The organism is Citrobacter meridianamericanus, from assembly GCF_041320245.1.
GTDB classification, from domain to species: Bacteria; Pseudomonadota; Gammaproteobacteria; order Enterobacterales; family Enterobacteriaceae; genus Citrobacter; species Citrobacter meridianamericanus.
This window is the reverse complement of sequence record NZ_CP101036.1, coordinates 1,926,801-1,945,968: the sequence shown is the minus strand read 5'-3', so window position 1 is coordinate 1,945,968 and position 19,168 is coordinate 1,926,801. Positions and strand designations below refer to the sequence as shown.

Annotated in this window: 16 protein-coding genes; 6 read left to right on the top strand and 10 right to left on the bottom strand. The window is 50.9% G+C overall.

Annotation, left to right across the window (positions count from 1 at the left end; genetic code table 11):
• Positions 1-40 precede the first annotated feature (40 nt).
• The 4 genes from mglB to folE form a co-directional block, all read right to left on the bottom strand.
• Complete coding sequence (mglB, locus tag NMD08_RS09210) at positions 41-1,039, bottom strand: galactose/glucose ABC transporter substrate-binding protein MglB (protein WP_003027399.1); 999 nt, start codon at positions 1,037-1,039, stop codon at positions 41-43.
• Between the two features lie 295 nt (positions 1,040-1,334).
• Positions 1,335-2,357, bottom strand: a complete 1,023-nt coding sequence (gene galS / locus NMD08_RS09205; RefSeq protein WP_151219832.1) for an HTH-type transcriptional regulator GalS — start codon at positions 2,355-2,357, stop codon at positions 1,335-1,337.
• A gap of 144 nt (positions 2,358-2,501) precedes the next feature.
• Positions 2,502-3,659: a DUF418 domain-containing protein YeiB gene (gene yeiB, locus NMD08_RS09200; protein WP_370620010.1), complete on the bottom strand. Its 1,158-nt coding sequence runs from the start codon at positions 3,657-3,659 to the stop codon at positions 2,502-2,504.
• A 14-nt stretch (positions 3,660-3,673) separates the two neighbouring features.
• A complete protein-coding gene (gene folE, locus NMD08_RS09195) occupies positions 3,674-4,342 on the bottom strand; it encodes a GTP cyclohydrolase I FolE (RefSeq protein WP_003027410.1) in 669 nt (222 codons plus the stop codon).
• 321 nt (positions 4,343-4,663) lie between these two features.
• On the opposite strand from folE, the gene fghA reads away from it, so the two are divergent.
• Positions 4,664-5,500: an S-formylglutathione hydrolase gene (fghA, locus tag NMD08_RS09190; protein ID WP_370620008.1), complete on the top strand. Its 837-nt coding sequence runs from the start codon at positions 4,664-4,666 to the stop codon at positions 5,498-5,500.
• 279 nt (positions 5,501-5,779) lie between these two features.
• Entirely contained in the window at positions 5,780-7,765 is a 1,986-nt protein-coding gene (locus tag NMD08_RS09185; RefSeq protein ID WP_151219839.1) for a ligand-gated channel protein, read from the top strand.
• 63 nt (positions 7,766-7,828) lie between these two features.
• On the opposite strand, the gene lysP is transcribed toward NMD08_RS09185, so the two are convergent.
• Together lysP and yieE are read right to left on the bottom strand one after the other, a co-directional pair.
• Positions 7,829-9,298 (bottom strand): lysine-specific permease, encoded by a 1,470-nt coding sequence (lysP, locus tag NMD08_RS09180; RefSeq protein ID WP_003027419.1) that lies wholly within the window; start codon positions 9,296-9,298, stop codon positions 7,829-7,831.
• A gap of 195 nt (positions 9,299-9,493) precedes the next feature.
• Complete coding sequence (yieE, locus tag NMD08_RS09175; RefSeq protein ID WP_151219840.1) at positions 9,494-10,375, bottom strand: DNA-binding transcriptional regulator YeiE; 882 nt, start codon at positions 10,373-10,375, stop codon at positions 9,494-9,496.
• A 119-nt stretch (positions 10,376-10,494) separates the two neighbouring features.
• Here yieE and NMD08_RS09170 point away from each other — a divergent pair, with 119 nt between their 5' ends.
• From NMD08_RS09170 to NMD08_RS09160, 3 genes are all read left to right on the top strand, one after another.
• Complete coding sequence (locus NMD08_RS09170) at positions 10,495-11,544, top strand: YeiH family protein (RefSeq protein WP_151219841.1); 1,050 nt, start codon at positions 10,495-10,497, stop codon at positions 11,542-11,544.
• 65 nt (positions 11,545-11,609) lie between these two features.
• A complete protein-coding gene (gene nfo / locus NMD08_RS09165; RefSeq protein ID WP_151224731.1) occupies positions 11,610-12,467 on the top strand; it encodes a deoxyribonuclease IV in 858 nt (285 codons plus the stop codon).
• A gap of 2 nt (positions 12,468-12,469) precedes the next feature.
• A complete protein-coding gene (locus NMD08_RS09160; protein ID WP_151219843.1) occupies positions 12,470-13,558 on the top strand; it encodes a sugar kinase in 1,089 nt (362 codons plus the stop codon).
• A gap of 46 nt (positions 13,559-13,604) precedes the next feature.
• Here the strand turns inward: NMD08_RS09160 and NMD08_RS09155 are convergent, their stop codons facing one another.
• The 4 genes from NMD08_RS09155 to hypT all read right to left on the bottom strand — a co-directional run bounded on the left by NMD08_RS09155 (position 13,605) and on the right by hypT (position 18,029).
• On the bottom strand, positions 13,605-14,855 hold the full coding sequence (locus NMD08_RS09155; protein WP_187258698.1) for a NupC/NupG family nucleoside CNT transporter: 1,251 nt from the start codon (positions 14,853-14,855) through the stop codon (positions 13,605-13,607).
• Between the two features lie 96 nt (positions 14,856-14,951).
• Positions 14,952-15,887 (bottom strand): pseudouridine-5'-phosphate glycosidase, encoded by a 936-nt coding sequence (locus tag NMD08_RS09150; protein WP_187253415.1) that lies wholly within the window; start codon positions 15,885-15,887, stop codon positions 14,952-14,954.
• Positions 15,875-16,816, bottom strand: coding sequence for a pseudouridine kinase (locus NMD08_RS09145; RefSeq protein WP_151219845.1), 942 nt, complete (start codon positions 16,814-16,816; stop codon positions 15,875-15,877). Before NMD08_RS09145 ends, NMD08_RS09150 begins: the two co-directional genes overlap by 13 nt.
• A gap of 301 nt (positions 16,817-17,117) precedes the next feature.
• Positions 17,118-18,029 (bottom strand): hypochlorite stress DNA-binding transcriptional regulator HypT, encoded by a 912-nt coding sequence (hypT, locus tag NMD08_RS09140; RefSeq protein WP_210904560.1) that lies wholly within the window; start codon positions 18,027-18,029, stop codon positions 17,118-17,120.
• A gap of 352 nt (positions 18,030-18,381) precedes the next feature.
• On the opposite strand from hypT, the gene NMD08_RS09135 reads away from it, so the two are divergent.
• On the top strand, positions 18,382-19,101 hold the full coding sequence (locus NMD08_RS09135) for an aspartate/glutamate racemase family protein (protein ID WP_187253416.1): 720 nt from the start codon (positions 18,382-18,384) through the stop codon (positions 19,099-19,101).
• Positions 19,102-19,168: the final 67 nt, after the last annotated feature.

The following is a 19,168-nucleotide window of genomic DNA, read 5'->3' as shown; positions in this document are numbered from 1 at the left end:
TATTAAGGGCGCAATGATATTGCGCCCACAGACGGAGTATTTACTTATTGGTAAACTCTGCCAGATTATCTTTATCAACACCTACGTACGGAACACGAACAATTTTGTTCTCAATTTTCCAGTTGGTGCCATCAGCCGCACCTTTGCCATCAGCAAGGTTTTTCGCCAGATCAAAGGTAGCTTTCGCCTGGTTGTTAGCATCGTTCAGCACGGTACCGGCCATAGCGCCAGATTTCACCAGCGCCAGTGCTTCAGGCAGGGCATCCACGCCAAATACCGGTACGCTGGTTTTGTTATGTGCCTTCAGCGCTTCAACTGCGCCCATTGCCATCGCATCGTTGTTGGCGATAACCACTTCGATTTTGTTCGCGTTCGGACCGGACATCCACGCATCCATCTTATCTTTCGCCTGAGCGGTATCCCACATTGCAGTATCTAACTGCAGTTGCTCAGTTTTAATGCCTTTGTCGTTCAGCTCTTTAATCACGTAAGTAGTACGTGCTTCAGCATCCGGGTGTCCCGGTTCGCCTTTCAGCAGAACAAACTGAATTTTGCCGTCTTTGTTCAGGTCCCAGTTCGGGTTAGCTGCCCAGTGTTTAGCAATCAAATCACCCTGAATAATACCGGACTCTTTAGAGTCAGTACCGACGTAATACGCTTTGTCATAGCTGTCCAGCGCCTTGCGAGAAGGTTCTTTGTTGAAGAACACGATCGGTACGTTCTGCCCGCGTGCTTTTTCAATGACCGTGCCTGCCGCTGCCGGGTCAACCAGGTTAATCGCCAGTGCTTTAACGCCTTTTGCCAGCAGCACGTCGATCTGATCGTTTTGTTTGGACTGGTCGTTCTGCGAGTCGTTCATCAGCAACTGTACATCTGGCGCCGCTTTGGCATCTTTTTCAATAGCCTTACGTACTACTGACATAAAGTTATCGTCATACTTATAGATAGTCACACCAATGCGGGTATCAGCAGCGTGCGCAGCCGCGCCGAATAACATGCTTGCCATTACAGCAGACAGGGTCAACACCTTCTTATTCATGGTATCTCCGGTTTTAATATGCAGGGTAGTACTTGAGATAAATGCTCGGCAGGCAGAACGTTACTGAAGTGTTACTGAACGCCGAAGCTCACTTTTAAAAATATTTCTTCCGTGTCTGGCAACGCTCCAAAAACAGGCTTTATTAGTTGTTTAAGGCAGCTATACCTCGATGAAAGTGATTATTCACCGTTACATAGTAGTTACAGCGCAACAAACAGTGTCATCATAGCTATCGCATTGTTAATATACTGTGAATTTACTCACATATTGAAAGCGGTTACATCGCGCTGAGTTATTAGTTAGTGATCGATGCCGCATTCTGCCGCAGCGCCACTGAATGGCGACGTACCAGCGTCGGCATAAAGCAATGCGTCGCCTGCGGATCTAACGTACCTGCCGCCCCTTGTAACGCGAGCTCCGTCGCCATTTTTGCCATTGAGGCAATGGGATAACGCACGGTGGTCAGTTGCGGATCGGTGTAACGTGCGATGGGAATATCATCGAAGCCAATGATTGAAAGGTGTAATGGAATAGCAATACCGTTATCTTTTAGCGCGGTCAGCGCGCCGGCAGCCATATTGTCGTTGTAGGCGAACACCGCCGTTAGTTGTAAATTGCGCCCCAGCAGTTCCACCATCGCAGATTCTCCGCCCTGCATATCGGGCGAACCGGTGCCGACCCAGCTTTCTGCCGCCACTATCCCCTGCTCATTCAGGGCGCTTAACCATCCCTCTTTACGCATGGCATCATCTTCAATGCGGTGGCTTGATGCCAGATACCCGATGCGTTGATGACCATTATTAAGCAACATGCGGGTCGCCATTTTGGCACCGCTGATGTTATCCAGGCAGACGCAACGATGGGCGTAACCCGGCACCAGGCGGTTGATCAGCACCATGCCAGGGATCTGATCCATAAACTCAGCCAGCTCCCGATCGCTCAGTGCTTTAGAGTGAACAATCAGTGCGTTACAGCGTTGACGAATCAACACTTCAATGGCGTGGCGTTCTTTTTCAGCCTCATGGTAGCTGTTGCCAATCAGGACGTACTTCTGATGCTGTTGGGCAACCATATCCACGGCTTTTACCAGCGCGCCAAAAAATGCGTCTGAAACATCCATGACCACAACGCCAATTGTGTCGCTCACCTGCGTCGCCAGCGCTTGCGCGTTGGCATTTGGTCGATAGCCCAACTGAGTGACCGCCTTCATTACCGCTTCACGCGTATCGGGACTCACCAGCGCGCTGTTATTCAGTACGCGGGAAACGGTCGCGACCGAAACGCCAGACTGCCGTGCCACATCACGGATGGTTACCATATTCACTGCCCTGTTTTAGATTGCGGTTAACCGCAGACACCCCAGGCTGGATATTTTGTCAGCACAATGAAATGGGCTGCGTGAGTGAGGTCACAGGAATGAAAGCGCTTACATCCATTTTGTTAACGAATGTGATCCAGATCGTTATCTGGATGTACGAGGCAATGACGTCCCCGCCGCACGCAGAGTTAATTGGCGCCACAACCACTCCACCGGGCCCTGCCGGTAAAAACGTAGCCATATGACGGAGAACAGCAGATTTACGGCCCAGACCGGAATGACGAAATACAGCAGCTCCAGCCGGCCGAATTTCATAAACAAGCCCGCCTGGTAAAACAGCGTGGTACAGATTAAGGTCTGTAACAGATAGTTGGTTAGCGCCATGCGCCCCACGCAGGCGATGGCAATGACCCATTTTAAGCGGCTAAGCTGCGGCCAGAAACCGAACATCAGCGCTGCATAACCAAGGGTCTGCAACGGCGCGCCCAGCTCTCGCGGGGCTTGTAACAGGAAAGCACACCAGCGGTAGGCCCAGTCCAGTTGCCACTGAGCGATGATAGCAGGCAGGTTAATCGCCATCCCTGTAATGATCAGCAGCACGCCGGTACGTCTATAGTGCTGCAAACTATACTGTCCTTTTAGCCAGCCGCTGCGCATTAATGCTGCGCCGAGCAGCATCATCCCCGCCAGTTGCCAGCCGTACTGCGCACCCAACGCCAGCAAGCTATTGGACATCATATCCACGCGATTGCTGGCTGCTTCCATTCCGCCGTTCACCTTCCAGTATTTTTCATACAGCAACGCTGAAGCATCCGGTGTCCAGGCGCGACTGGTCTCACTCCCGGAGATCACGCCCAGCAGCAGCAGTACGCCAACGCCCACCAGATAAAGCAGCACGCCGGTATTAAATAAACTTTTTACCGACGGCGCATCACGGATCAACCGCCAACAAATCAGGCCGATTAAGCCATATGCCAGCAGAATATCGCCATCCCAGAAGAGTAAACCGTGAATAAAACCCAATAGCACCAGCAGCGTAAGCCGCGACTGGATCCAGCGTTTACCGCGTGGGAGCAGCATTTGCAGACCAGCACCGAACAGCAGCGCAAAAAGCGTGAGGAATTTTACCTGCGCAAAGAGATCAAGCAGCGCCCAGGTCCAGGCGTCGGATAAGGTGATGTTGCCATACCACGCGGGATTGAGGTATGCCGCCTTTGGCAGGCCAAAGGCGCTAATATTGAGAAGCAGGATACCCAGGATGGCGACGCCACGAATAAAATCCAGCGTGACATTACGCTCCATGGTCCCTGCCCCGATCAGTTGTGGTGGCGTACTGCGCGCAGGAATTCCTGACGCGTGTTCTGGCTGGACTTAAACAATCCGCCAAGAGACGTGGTCGTGGTCGCGCTGGTCGCATCACGAATGCCGCGCGCTTTCACACAGTAATGTACCGCATCAATCGACACTGCTACATTGTTCGTCCCGAGCAGCGTTTGCAGCGCGGTGAGAATTTGCTGAGTCAGGCGTTCCTGTACCTGCGGACGCTGAGCGAAGAACTGCACAATGCGGTTAATCTTCGACAGACCAATGACCGAATCTTTCGGGATGTACGCCACTGTAGCCTTGCCATCGATAGTGACAAAGTGGTGTTCGCAGGTGCTGGTCAGCGTGATATCGCGGACCGTGACCATCTCATCCACCTTCATTTTGTTTTCAATGACGGTGATTTTCGGGAAGTTGGCGTAATCGAGGCCGGAGAAAATCTCATCAACATACATTTTCGCAATGCGATGCGGAGTTTCCATCAAACTGTCATCGCTCAAATCAAGGTTGAGCAATTGCATAATCTCGGTCATATGACCTGAGATCAGACGTTTGCGCGTTTCGTTATCCATCTCTTGCACGGGCGGGCGTAGTGGTGTTTCAAGACCACGCGCCACCAGCGCTTCATGAACCAGGGCCGCTTCTTTACTGAGTGATGACATTTCTTCTTCTCCTGCAGGTGGGGCGCCTCTGCCCTGCATGGGGCAAAGTTTTTAGGCTGTGTCACAGCCAGAACATTGTGCGTGAGGCGGCGCACATAATCCAGTATTCACCGCGATAATTATTGAAATTGGCACAGCCTTTCAGCGTAGCAATTTCACTTACTGTTTAGCCCGGTGATATCGAGTGTTAATGTAAAGTTATATAGATGATGAAGTATGTTTGCTCAATGCGGAAGTGAAAGTTACTCACGGTGCAATGAATAATCTGTATTATGGTGAGTTCGCAAACACATTCAGGTTCAACACAACAAGGAGCCACGCATGGAAATGCTTGAAGAGCACCGCTGTTTTGAAGGTTGGCAGCAACGCTGGCGTCACGACTCCGCCACGCTAAATTGCGCTATGACCTTCAGTATTTTTCTTCCCCCACCCCGCGATAACGCCCCGCCTCCGGTGCTGTACTGGCTGTCAGGTTTGACCTGCAATGATGAAAACTTCACGACGAAAGCCGGGGCGCAACGCATCGCGGCTGAGCTGGGTATAGTCCTGGTGATGCCGGACACCAGCCCGCGTGGCGAGCAGGTTGCCAACGATGAGGGTTACGATTTAGGTCAGGGAGCCGGTTTTTACCTTAATGCCACCCAGCAGCCGTGGGCAAGCCATTTTCGCATGTATGACTATCTGCGTGATGAGCTTCCGGCCCTGATCCAATCGCAGTTTAACGTCAGCGATCGCTGCGCGATCAGCGGGCATTCTATGGGCGGTCACGGCGCATTAATTATGGCGCTGAAAAATCCCGGGAAATACACCAGTGTTTCCGCCTTTGCGCCGATCGTAAATCCTTGCCGCGTTCCCTGGGGCGAGAAAGCCTTCAGTGCTTATCTGGGTGAAGATAAATCGCTGTGGGCCGAATGGGATAGCTGCGCGTTAATGTTGGCCAGCAAGCCCGCAGATGCGATTCCAACGCTGATTGATCAGGGTGATAGCGATCAGTTTCTTGCCGATCAGTTGCAGCCCGCGGTACTGGCCGAAACAGCACGTCAGACCGCATGGCCAATGACCTTACGCATCCAGCCGGGTTACGATCACAGCTATTACTTTATTGCGTCGTTTATCGAGGATCACCTGCGATTCCACGCCCAGTATTTGCTGAAGTAACGCCTGATTGAGGGCGGCACAGCCCTCTTCATTTCTCCATCATTCCTTCACTTTCTCTCCTTTTTATTTCATCGCTATCTCATTGAACAGAAGAACTTTTTCCTGAAAATCACATTAAACACAAATGATTTCTATTATCATTTGTGTTTACAAATATTAATGATTTTGTACAATCACCCCGCTTCTTTACTGAAAAGAGTCCTTAAAAGACAAATACATACAATTGTCATGGCCTTTCACATGACGCGCAGTTTGATTCATTTAAATGGAATGATACAAATGACTATACCTCACGTTAAGGCTGTAGCTGCCGCAGTATGCGTCGCCAGTCTCCCATCACTCGGCCATGCCGCAGAACAAGACACCGTGGTAGTAACCGCTACCGGCTTTGAGCAGAAAATACAGGATGCTCCGGCGTCGATATCTGTTATTACCAAGCAGCAGATCGAAGATAAAGCCTATCGCGATGTCACCGATGCGCTAAAAGATGTCCCTGGCGTCGTCGTCACCGGCGGGGGGAGCAGCAGCGACATCAGTATTCGCGGTATGGCTTCGCAATACACGCTCTTCCTGGTCAACGGTAAACGCATCAGCACCCGCGGCACACGCCCGAACAGCGACAATTCAGGTATTGAGCAAGGTTGGCTGCCGCCGCTGGAATCCATCGAGCGTATTGAAGTCATCCGTGGCCCGATGTCGTCCCTGTATGGTTCCGATGCGATGGGCGGCGTCATTAACGTCATCACCAAGAAAGTCTCGAATACCAAAGCCTGGACCGGCTCTCTGCACGGCGACGCCACGTTCCAGGAGGACAGAGACTCCGGCGATATTTACCAGACCAACGCCTATGCGTCCGGGCCACTGATTGACGGATTACTTGGTGCGAAGGTGACCGGGTTATTCTCCCATCGGGCGGAAGATAAAATCCTCAATGGCTACAATGAACAGCGTATGCGTAACGGAGGGTTAACCCTGAACTTTACGCCAGATGATAAAAATGACGTCGACTTCGATTACGCTCGTGAATTGCAAGACCGCGACAGTACGCCGGGCAAATCTATGGCTGAGGAAAACTGCCGCAACGGAAGCTGTAAGCCCAACAGTAAAAGCGAAAGCAAGTATGTACACACGACCTATTCCTTAACTCACAGTGGTTATTACGACGACTTCAACTCCACCAGCTATGTCCAGCAGGAAGAGAGCGAAAACCCGGGTCGCCAGATGAAGTCTTACAACACGATTTTCAATAACCAGAATCAGGTCTTCCTCGGGGCGCACACCCTGACGTTAGGCGGGCAATACCGTTATGAGAAATTGCGTGATAACGGGAATCAGCTACAAGCTGCTGATGGGCTGAACAAACTGACCCGCTGGAGCTGGGCGTTGTTTGCTGAAGATGAATGGGCCGTTACCGATACCTTTACGTTGACCGGTGGTCTGCGTATGGATAAAGATGAAAACTACGGTGACAACTGGACGCCGCGCGGCTATGGCGTATGGCATCTGAGCGATCAATGGACCTTAAAAGGCGGCGTTTCGGCGGGCTACCGTGCGCCAGACCTGCGCCAGTCATCAGCAAACTGGGGACAGGTCACCGGCGGCGGACGTCTGAACGGAATCATTGTCGGCAATCCAGACCTGAAGCCGGAGAAAAGCCTCAGCGAAGAAATCGGCTTACTGTGGGATAACGGCGACAACCTCAACGCAGGCGTCACCCTGTTCAATACCGACTTCAAAAACAAAATCACCGAGGTGCGTCGCTGTAACAGCAGTTCCGACCCGGCCTGTACTATCGGCAATACCACTTATGACTTCGTCAGCGATCGCGTTAACGTCGATAAAGCTAATATGCGCGGCGTAGAATCCACCTTCGGCTGGAAAATAACCTCCGACGTCAACTGGACGGCGAACTACACCTACACGGAATCTGAGCAGAAAAGCGGTCAGTTCTCCGGCCAGCCATTGAACAAAATGCCAAAGCATATGTTCAACACCACGCTGGACTGGCAGGCCACGCAGGATCTCGGTTTCTGGAGCCGCCTGAATCTGCGCGGGAAAACGTCTGAATACCTGAGCCGTACTTCTATGGCGCAGGGCACGCCGTCCTATACCCAGGTCGATGTGGGTTTACGCTACTATGCCACCAAGGATCTGTTGATGACTGCCGGCGTGTATAACGTGCTGGATAAGCAAATCGATTACGATACCTACGACACCGTCCTCGATGGTCGTCGTTACACGGTTGGCCTGACTTACAGCTTCTAAGTCTGGCGCAATAAAAAACCCCGGCACTCACCATGCCGGGGTTTTGTTATGCTTTTTATACTGTTATTTCTTCACGCGGCCCGGGAATTTCATTTCGCTATAGCGAACAAAATGGGTTCCTTTCGTCAGCTTATAGCCAAACCAGATAATCAGGAACAGTGGGATACCGATATAGGTAGCCATCACGCCGCCCCAGTCAATGCTGTCTTTCAGGAACGCTTCGTAGTTCTGACCGAGGGTAATAATCAGGCACAGCACAAAGGCGAAGATCGGCCCCAGCGGGAAGAAGCCAGAACGATACGGCAGATCTTTCACATCATGACCTTGCAGCACATAACCGCGACGGAAGCGATAGTGGCTAATGGCGATCCCCAGCCAGGCGATAAAGCCCGTCATCCCGGAGGTATTCAGCAACCACAGGTATACGGTCTGGTTGCCAAACATCGAGGTCAGGAAGCACAGCCCCGCCACCACGGTGGTCGCATACAGCGCGTTACGCGGTACACCGCCACGAGACAGTTTGCCGAAAATACGTGGCGCTTTGCCGTCACATGCCAGGGTGTAAAGCATACGCGTGGAGGCATACATCCCGGAGTTACCCGCAGATAGCACTGCCGTCAGGATAACTGCGTTCATCACCGCCGCCGCAGACAGCAGACCCGCATGCTGGAATACCAGCGTGAACGGGCTAACGCTGATGTCTTTCACATCGTTACGCAGCAGGCTCGGATCGGTGTACGGAATGATCAGGCTGATAATCAAAATCGCGAACACATAGAACAGCAGGATTCGCCAGAACACCTGACGGACCGCACGAGGGATATTCTTCTCAGGATCTTCAGATTCGCCTGCCGCGATACCGATCAGCTCAGTTCCCTGGAAGGAGAAGCCAACGATCATCGCCACGCCAATCATCGCAGCAAAACCACCGGCAAACGGTGCATCACCGGTCGTCCAGTTGCTCCAGCCCACTGGCTGAGCGCCTTTGAAGATACCGAAAATCATCATCACGCCAACCACGATGAAGATAATGACGGTGGTCACTTTGATCAGTGAGAACCAGTATTCCGCCTCACCGAATCCGCGAACGGAAATGTAGTTCAGCAGGAAAATAACGCCGAGGAACAGCGCGCTCCAGATCCAGCCCGGCGTGTCCGGGAACCACCAGCTCATTACCAACTGTGCGGCCACCAGGTCAACGGCAATCGTTACTGCCCAGTTGTACCAGTAGTTCCACCCCAGCGCGAAACCAAAGCCTTCTTCTACATAGTTCTGACCGTAGGTGGAGAACGAGCCGGAAACCGGCATGTAGGCAGCCAGTTCACCGAGACTGGTCATCAGGAAGTACACCATCAGGCCAATCAGAATATAGGAAAACAGCGCGCCGCCAGGACCCGCCGCAGAAATGGTTGCACCAGATGCAACGAAAAGACCCGTACCGATGGAACCACCAATGGCGATCATCGTCAGGTGACGCGCCTTCAGTTCACGACGTAGCGTGGGCGCTTCTGTGGTTTTAGTTTCGGAAACCATGTGAAAATGCTATCCATCCAAAAAATGAGGCGCGATTGTAGCAGACGAAACGGCATTCTTCCGGCACAAATGCGCTGTTATAAGAGACCTTCATGACTGGCCGCGGATTATAAGTAAAGCAGAAAACAGAGGGTGCAAGGCGGTTAAAACGTAACCGCCATTATGCAAAAAGGAGTCATCACGACAGTGAACGTCTTATTCCCCCTGCTCTACCTGGTCGCTGTAGTGCAAAAAGCGCGTAATGGCATTGGAGATATGTTTTTGTCGATGATGAACACGCCATAGCGTGCGGACCAAATGCGGAAGCGGCACGGGAACTTCGCTCAGCGTTCCCGCCTGTAACTGCTCGGCAATGACCCGCCGCGACAAACAGCTGATCCCGAGACCATGGCGCACCGCATGCTTAATGGCCTCGGAGTTACCCAACTCCATTGCCATCTGAAATCTCGGTAAATGAGACAACAGCAGGTAATCCACCAGTTCACGCGTACCTGATCCTCGTTCACGCAGGATCCACGGCGAAGCAGCCAGCTGTTCCAGCGTAACGGGTCCCTTTGTCAGCGGTGACGACGGTGCCGCGAACACTACCAGCTCGTCTTCAAGCCACGGTTCAGAGATTATTTCCGTACTATGACACGGCCCTTCAATCAGCCCGATATCTACCCGGAAATCCAGTACCGCATTGATCACATCCTGGCTGTTGCCCACGCTAAGCTCCAGCGGCAAATCGGGGAAATCATGCCGATAGCGGGCAATCATGGCAGGCAGAATATAGTTGCCAATGGTGCTACTGGCATAAACCCGAATGGCACCATTATCTTCGCGGAAAAGCTGTTCGATTTCGGTCGTTTGCTCGAGTAGTGCCAGCGCCCGTGGGTAGAGCAAGCGCCCGTGCTCGTTGACTACCAGTCGTTTGCCCACCCGGTCAAAGAGCTGTACGCCAAGCTGTCCTTCCAGATCGGTAAGCGCGGCACTCACCGCCGACTGCGACAATGCCAGCATGACAGACGCCTGGGTCGTTGAGCCGCTTTTTAATACCTCAGCAAACACTTCAAGTTGTCGCAGGGTGATATGCATAGTCGTTTTCCACCGGATATCCGTCACTTACCACTTATAGAGATTAATTATAAATATATAATCAATTTTATTTTTAAACCACTTCGCCGTACTCTTTTACCCAGATAAAGGAGAAGGATATGACAGAACTCACCTTGCAGACTCATCGTCGTACAGCGTGGCATTTTATTCCGGGGCTCGCCCTGAGTGCAGTTATCACTGGGGTCGCCTTATGGGGTGGCTCCATTCCCGCCGTCGCAGGTGCCGGGTTCAGCGCCCTCACCCTGGCAATTTTACTGGGGATGGTTCTCGGCAATACCGTCTATCCGCACATCTGGAAAAGCTGTGACGGCGGTGTGCTGTTTGCTAAACAACATTTATTGCGTCTGGGGATTATCCTCTACGGGTTTCGCCTCACCTTCGCGCAAATTGCTGACGTTGGCGTCAGCGGTATCGTGATTGATGTGTTAACGCTAAGCAGTACCTTTATGATTGCCTGCTTCCTTGGGCAGAAAGTGTTTGGTCTGGACCGCCATACCAGTTGGCTGATTGGCGCGGGGAGCAGCATTTGTGGTGCCGCCGCCGTGCTGGCAACTGAACCGGTGGTGAAAGCGGAAGCCAGTAAGGTGACCGTCGCTGTCGCCACAGTGGTCATCTTCGGTACCATCGCTATCTTCCTGTATCCGGCGATGTACCCGCTACTGGCGCACTGGTTTAGCCCGGAAACCTACGGCATTTACATTGGTTCCACCATGCATGAAGTCGCTCAGGTTGTGGCTGCCGGTCACGCCATTAACCCGGATGCGGAAAACGCCGCGGTTATTGCCAAAATGCTGCGCGTCATGATGCTGGCACCGTTCCTTATCCTGTTGGCCGCTCGCGTTAAACAGCTTTCTCCGGCCACCGGTGGTGAGAAGAGCAAAATCACCATTCCGTGGTTTGCCATCCTGTTCATTGTGGTCGCGATTTTTAACTCGTTCCACTTTCTGCCGCAGTCGGTAGTGAATATGCTGGTAACACTGGATACCATTTTGCTGGCAATGGCGATGGCTGCACTGGGGCTGACCACTCACGTTAGCGCCCTGAAAAAAGCCGGCGCTAAACCATTACTGATGGCCCTGCTGCTGTTTGTCTGGCTGATTGTGGGCGGTGGCGCGATTAACCTCGCTATCCACGCACTGATGGCATAAACGAGCACGACTCCCCCCCATTAACCCGCTATACTCTCCCCTTTTGAGTATGGCGGGTTTAATTTATGAAATATATTGGAGCGCACGTAAGCGCCGCTGGCGGTCTGGCTAACGCCGCTATTCGAGCCGCAGAAATCGAAGCGACCGCATTCGCCCTGTTCACCAAGAATCAGCGTCAGTGGCGTGCCGCGCCGCTGACCACCGAAATCATTGATGGTTTCAAATCTGCCTGCGAGAAGTATCACTATACTTCCGCGCAAATCCTGCCTCACGACAGCTACCTGATAAATCTCGGGCATCCGGTCAGCGATGCGCTGGAAAAATCACGCGAGGCGTTTATCGATGAAATGCAGCGCTGCGAACAGCTTGGCCTATCCCTGTTGAACTTTCACCCGGGCAGCCATTTGATGCAGATCCCGGAAGATGAATGTCTGGCGCGCATTGCCGAATCCATCAACATCGCCCTCGCCCAGACCCAGGGCGTTACAGCGGTAATTGAAAATACCGCCGGACAGGGCAGCAACCTTGGCTTTAAGTTTGAGCACCTGGCCGCCATTATCGACGGCGTAGAAGATAAATCCCGTGTCGGCGTCTGTATTGATACCTGCCACGCCTTCGCGGCCGGTTACGATTTGCGTTCCGTTGAGGAATGCGAAAAGACGTTTGCGGAATTCGAACGTATTGTCGGCTTCAAATATCTGCGCGGTATGCACCTGAACGACGCAAAGAGCACGTTTGGCAGCCGCGTTGACCGTCACCACAGCTTGGGTGAAGGCAATATTGGCCACGACGCATTCCGATGGATTATGCAGGACAATCGTTTTGACGGCATTCCGCTGGTGCTGGAAACCATTAATCCAGATATCTGGGCAGAAGAGATTGCCTGGCTGAAAGCCCAGCAAACAGAAAAAGCGGTGGCCTAATCATGAACGACAGGGAAAAGCAGATCCTTAAGATCCTGCGCCGCAATCCGTTGATTCAGCAGAATGAAATCGCCGATATTTTGCAGATCAGCCGTTCACGCGTCGCTGCGCATATTATGGATTTAATGCGTAAAGGCATGATCAAAGGTAAAGGTTATATCCTTACCGAACAGGATTATTGCGTGGTTGTAGGGGCTATCAACATGGATATCCGGGGTGTTGCAGACATCCATTATCCTCAGGCAGCCTCTAACCCTGGTAGCATTCATTGCTCAGCGGGCGGTGTAGGACGTAACATCGCCCACAACCTGGCGCTGCTGGGGCGCGACGTACATTTAATTTCCGCTGTTGGCAGTGACTTCTATGGCGAAACATTGCTGGAACAAACGCGTCAGGCTGGTGTTAACGTTTCCAGCTGCATTCGTCTGCATGGACACAATACCTCAACCTACCTGTCGATCGCTAATCAGCGGGAAGAGACCGTCCTGGCCATTAACGATACCCATATCCTGCAACAATTGACGCCGCAGTTGCTGAACAGTTCGCGAGATTTGATCCGCCATTCCGGTGTCGTACTGGCCGATTGCAATCTGACCGCCGAAGCCATTGAGTGGGTCTTTACTATTGCCGATGACATTCCGGTATTTATTGACACCGTTTCAGAGTTCAAAGCGGCAAAAATGAAGACCTGGTTTACGCGTATTCATACGCTTAAACCCACGCAGAAAGAGCTTGCGATTTTATGGGGCCAACCTATTCATACTGATGCGGATCGCGTACAGGCCGTCAATAGCCTGCATCAGCAAGGGGTAAAACGCATTTTTGTCTGCCTGGAAGATGAATCCGTTTTTTGCAGCGAAAAGGACGGCGAACAGTTTTTATTGACGCCGCCTGAGCATACGGTGGTAGACAGTTTTGGTGCCGATGACGCTTTTATGGCGGGATTACTGTACAGCTTTCTGGAAGGCAGTGAGTTTCGTGAAAGCGCGCGCTTTGCCATGGCCTGCGCGGCATTATCGCGGGCCAGCGTCAGTATCAACAACCCAACGCTCTCTGCGGATAACGCTCTGTATTTGCTGCAAACAGCTTGAATGTCTGCCGGATAGCGCTACGCTTATCCGGCCTACAAACTTTATTTTATGCCAGTCCGATAAAGAAACCGGCGATAGTGGCGCTCATCAGGTTCGACAGCGTTGCTGCTGCCAGCGCACGCATTCCAAGCTGCGCGATTTCCGGTGCACGCTGTGGCGCAATCGCCGAAAATGCCCCGACCACGACGCCAATCGAACCGAAGTTCGCGAAACCACACAGCGCAAACGAGATAATCGCGATGGTCTTCACGTCCAGCGTCCCGCCCGTTTGCAGATACGGCGAGAAGTTGAGATAAGCGACAAATTCGTTGATCGCCAGCTTCTGTCCAATCAAGCTACCTGCCAGCGTTGCATCACTCCAGTCCACGCCCATAATCCATGCCAGCGGGGCTAACACATAGCCAAAGATCCCTTCCAGAGTGGCATGCCCATAACCAAACCAACCACCAATTCCGCCGATAATACCGTTAATCAGCGCGATAATGGCGACAAATGCCATAACTACTGTCGCCACACCTGCGGCGATCTTCAGCCCGGTCATCGCCCCACTCGCCGCCGCCTCGATGATGCTTTTCGGTGGTGTTTCAGTAAATGACAGGTTTTCAAAGGTGACGCGAGATTCTTCCGTTGCCGGACTCAGCATACGCGCGAACAAAATACCGCCAGGGATTGCCATCAAGGATGCCGCCAACAAATAATCAATCGGGACGCCCATTCCGGCGTAACCAATCATCATTGAGCCAGCAATCGAGGCCATCCCGCTACAGATAGCGGTAAACAACTCATTGCGATTCAGGCGATCAATAAACGGTTTCACGATTGCCGGGATCTCGTTTTGCCCGAGGAAAATCGTGGTTACGGCGACAAATGACTCGATCTTACTGATATTCAGCGCCTTCTGGAAAATACCGCCGAGGATGCGGATCAACAGCCCCATCACGCCAATGTAGTAGAGCAGACTGATGAGTGCGGTCACAAAAATGATGGCCGGGAGCACCCGGAAGGCGAAAATAAACCCGGCCCCGTCAAACAGCACATCCATTTTTGGCCCAACCAGAGAGCCGAAGATAAATGCGCTACCTGCATCACTATATGACATCACCTTGTGCACGCCGAGCGCGGCCTGTTCAACCAGCCATTTTCCCGGCGGGAAATAGAGCATAATGCCGCCGATGGCTATTTGCAGTACCAGCGCAGCCCCAACAGTGCGCAGACTAATACGTTTTTTATTTACTGACAGCAGAAACGCGATGGCCAGTAATACCACCATACCCACAACACTTCTCATTATATCCATAATGAAATTCCCTTCATGCCAGGAAACCCAGCGTTATCGCCAGGTTTTGGTAGGTTTGATATTCGCGGGCGACCGCATTCTGCCCGGGAAATTCTGTCAGGCGAGGCGTTGATACTCCTTCGCAATTTCACAGGCCAGCACTGCGTTGTTGAACACCAGCTGAATATTTGATTTCAGACTGTCGCCGCCGGTCAGCTCCGCAACTCGCGCCAACAGGAACGGCGTACTTTCTTTACCCACGACGCCCTGCTCTTCCGCTTCTTTTACCGCCCGATCGATAGCCGCATTAATTTTCTCTTCGGCCATAGCAAACTGCTCCGGGATTGGATTGGCGACAACCAGGCCTCCATTGAGACCCGTTTGCCATTTCACCGCCATGGCGCGGGCAATCTCTTTCGCGCTGTCCAGACGGATACTGACTTCAAAAGGACTGGTACGACAGAAAAATGCCGGGAGCGATGTTGTCTGATAACCAATTAACGGTACGCCAAAGGTTTCTAAATATTCAGTCGTTAAACCGAGATCCAAAATAGATTTCGCCCCGGCACAAATTACCGTGACATTGGTATGTGCCAGTTCCTGTAGATCTGCGGAAATATCAAACGTATGTTCAGCACCACGATGAACGCCGCCAATTCCCCCGGTCGCAAATACTTTAATTCCGGCCAACGCGGCAATAATCATCGTAGAGGCAACGGTGGTGGCACCATTTTTCCCTGCCGCGACCACAAATGGCAAATCACGACGGCTGACTTTAGTAACATTATGTCCTTCTCGTCCAAGCAACTCAATTTCATCTTTACTTAAACCTACTTTCATTATTCCGCCGATAATGGCAATGGTCGCAGGAACAGCGCCGTGCTTACGAATAGTTTCTTCTACTTCAATCGCTGTCTGAGCATTCTGCGGAAATGGCATACCATGAGAAATAATGGTTGATTCAAGCGCAACAATCGGTTTTTTACTGTTTAATGCTTGCTGAACTTCTGGTGATATTTGTAATAATTCAGAGGAAAGAGTTAATTCAGACATTCTGTGTTCTCCACTATTAAGCTAACATTCGCAACAGACAAATCAGGGTTATTGGTATATTCACAGGCTAATGCCATTGATGAACACGCCTGCGCAAATCGGACCGAATCAATAAAGGGCATACCATCTACCCAGCAGGAAGCCAGTCCAGCCATCATCGCATCGCCAGCCCCTGTAACATTAATGACGCGAGTTTTAATGGGGAGCGACCAACCGCAACTCCCCGTAATATCGCTGTAATAAACACCGTCGCCCCCCATGCTAAGCACCAGCCGGTTTAAGCCACGATCATGAAACCACGCAGCGACTTTTCCAACGTCATCGCGCCCGGAAAGCGCAATACCGCTAAGCGTTTCGGCTTCAAGGCGATTTGGTTTGAGGGTGTGAATTTTTGCAAGACGCCTGCGAATTTTCACACACTTCCAGGCCGATACCGGGTCAACAAACACCGGAACATCTCCGGCATTTTCCAGTACCCATGCCAGAGCGTCTTCATTGATATTGCAATCGGCGATAATGACTTTTGCCTGCCGAATAAAATCAAAATGCTGCGATAAAAATTCTGCTGAAATATGTTCTGTAATACTCATATCATTAATAGCAACTAACATTTCACCGGTGTTATCAAGCAACGATAAATAACTTGATGTATTTTCTCCGGGAACGATAAGACACTTATCAACATGTACTCCAGATTGATTGGTTTGTGCCAACAATGATTGACCATAAAAATCGTTACCAACCGCTGTTAGCAACCACGAATTTTTACCCAGCAGCGCGAGATTATGAGCAATATTGCGTCCTACGCCGCCGGGGGTGAATTTAATTTTACCTGGGTTAGAATCCGCATAATTTAGTGAAGCATGCGAATACCCAGCAACATCCATATTGGCTGAGCCAATCGTTACGATGTATTCCTTTTCACGCATAGCACGTCCCCTGGCAATTAACTTGCCACAAATGAGTTCGTTAAAAATAACCAACGCCACACATCAGGTTATTAGAGCACATGTTCATCATCAAACACATGTTCATAGTAAGCGTGTTTTTGACAAAGTAAATCTATCCACAAGCTATAAAGTCGATAGATATGAACAGAATCACAATTTTTTATAGATACAGTTTATCAGGGAGAGAGGAAATGAGAGGTAGTACACAAATTGATCAAATTAAAAGGTATCCTTGGTCATAACCGGAGATTTTCAGACACGCCAGAGGAACTGGCGCGTATCAACTAAGCGAAACCAGATCCTCTGGCATATGGTTGTACAAAATCCGCCAAAAGTGCTCAGCCGTTTTATTCAGGCGAGTGTCCATCCGGTAAATATAGGCCTGAATAGGCACCATCAGTTCCGGTGTCTGCAGGCAAACCAGCCGCTTATCGCGCAGTTCGTTTACGATAGTCCACGCAGGTAACCAGGCGATACCATGCCCATCCAAGGCCATATTTTTCAATAACTCACTCATCGAAGACATAAACAGCGTTCGTGCTGAAATACCGCCTACTTCTGCCAAATGGCGGTTTACCAGTCTCCCCATGTAGGATGTGCTGGTATAGTTCAGAATTGGCGCCTGCGGCTGATAGAGATCAAACAACGGTTTTCCCTGCGCACCAGCCGCACAGACGGGATACAGCTCAGACTCAAAAACCTTCAAGCCGCAGAATGGTGACTGCATTAAGTCTTCATCCCGAAAAGAGATAATAAAATCACTTTTCCCCTCGCGCAGAGTATTCACCGCCTGAACAACATCGATAGCTTCGACGTGCCAGACAAATTCCTCACCCCAGGCTGCCATTGCGTGCACTAATCTGGGCAACATCGTCAGCGACAGAGAATGTGCCGCCGCAATTTTAATATTGGGTACCCCAAGCAAGTTGTGGCCACTTAGCTCATCCAGATTACATTCCAGCTGTTGCAGCAGGCTACGGGTTTGCGAATGGAATAGCTTGCCCTCCTCCGTGAGTTGCAGGGGGCTCGTTGTACGATCAAAAAGTAACACGCCTACGGCGGATTCGAGTGCTTTGATCCGTCGGCTAAATGCTGGTTGGGAAATGTTGCGTTCCTCAGCCGCCTGGGAAAAATGACGGCACGCTTCCAGCGTCAGAAAGTCATATAACCATTTTGTCTCAATATTTTTCATGCGTATCACACGGATTTTGAAATATGCCGATTAACCTGAAACATCATGCCTGAATATTTCCGCAGATGATATTCATCATCAACACCTGATGATTTGTTTTTTGCATCAAACGTTCGTTTTTAACATTAACAGGTTCCTTTGCTCAACGGCTACGACCGCTTAGCCGCGCTGGAACGTCAGGTCTCTGGCTAAATACTGGCCTACCGAGAATGCAAAAGAAACCGCAGCTATGCAGTTTTTGCATTGAACCCAACATTATTGCATTTCTCCTCGCGTCTCACTGCTGTTAAACATGATCAGCAGACACAATCCAGATCTGAATATTAATTATCGGTCAGTCGAGGTATATATCGTGAAAGGTTTAATTGGCGTACTGGGTGGTATGGGACCAGCTGCAACCGTCGATCTGTTTAATAAGTTTGTCACCTTTACCGTAGCACAACGTGACCAGGAACATATCCCATTAATTATTTCCTCTATTCCAGATATTCCTGACCGAACCGACGCGTTAATGCATCATGGTAATTCCCCACTCCCGGCAATGCGCGATTATATGCATAAACTTGAAGATGCTGGTGCCGAATGTATTGTGATCCCCTGTAATACCGCCCACTTTTGGTTTGACGAATTAAAAAAGTGCTGTCACACAGAGCTGCTGAGCATTGTTGAAACGACTATCAACGAGGTCAGGAACTGTGGAAAATCGCGTATCGGATTACTCGCTACCAACGCCACATTGTACATGGGTCTCTATCAAAAGGGCATAGAATCTCTTGGGTTAACCTGCGTCAGCCCTGACTCGGCCAGTCAGGAAAAGGTGATGGAAAGTATCTATTGCTTAAAAGCCGGTGAGGTTAAGCGGGCGCAAACGCTGATGAATGAACAGGCAGAAGCACTCTTCTCACGCGGCGCACAGGTCATCGTGCTGGGATGTACTGAAGTTCCCGTCATTCTTGCTGAGGCAGTCAAAATGTCACCCGAAAAATATATTGATTCAACCGGTTCGTTGGTTCGCGCCGGTATTAAATGGTACGAGAAACGCGTTGGAAAAAATCATCTTTTAGCGCAATGAAAATAAAATTCAGGTTAATTATCGCATCAAATAAACACTCACATTAATAACGAATCACTCTCTGGCG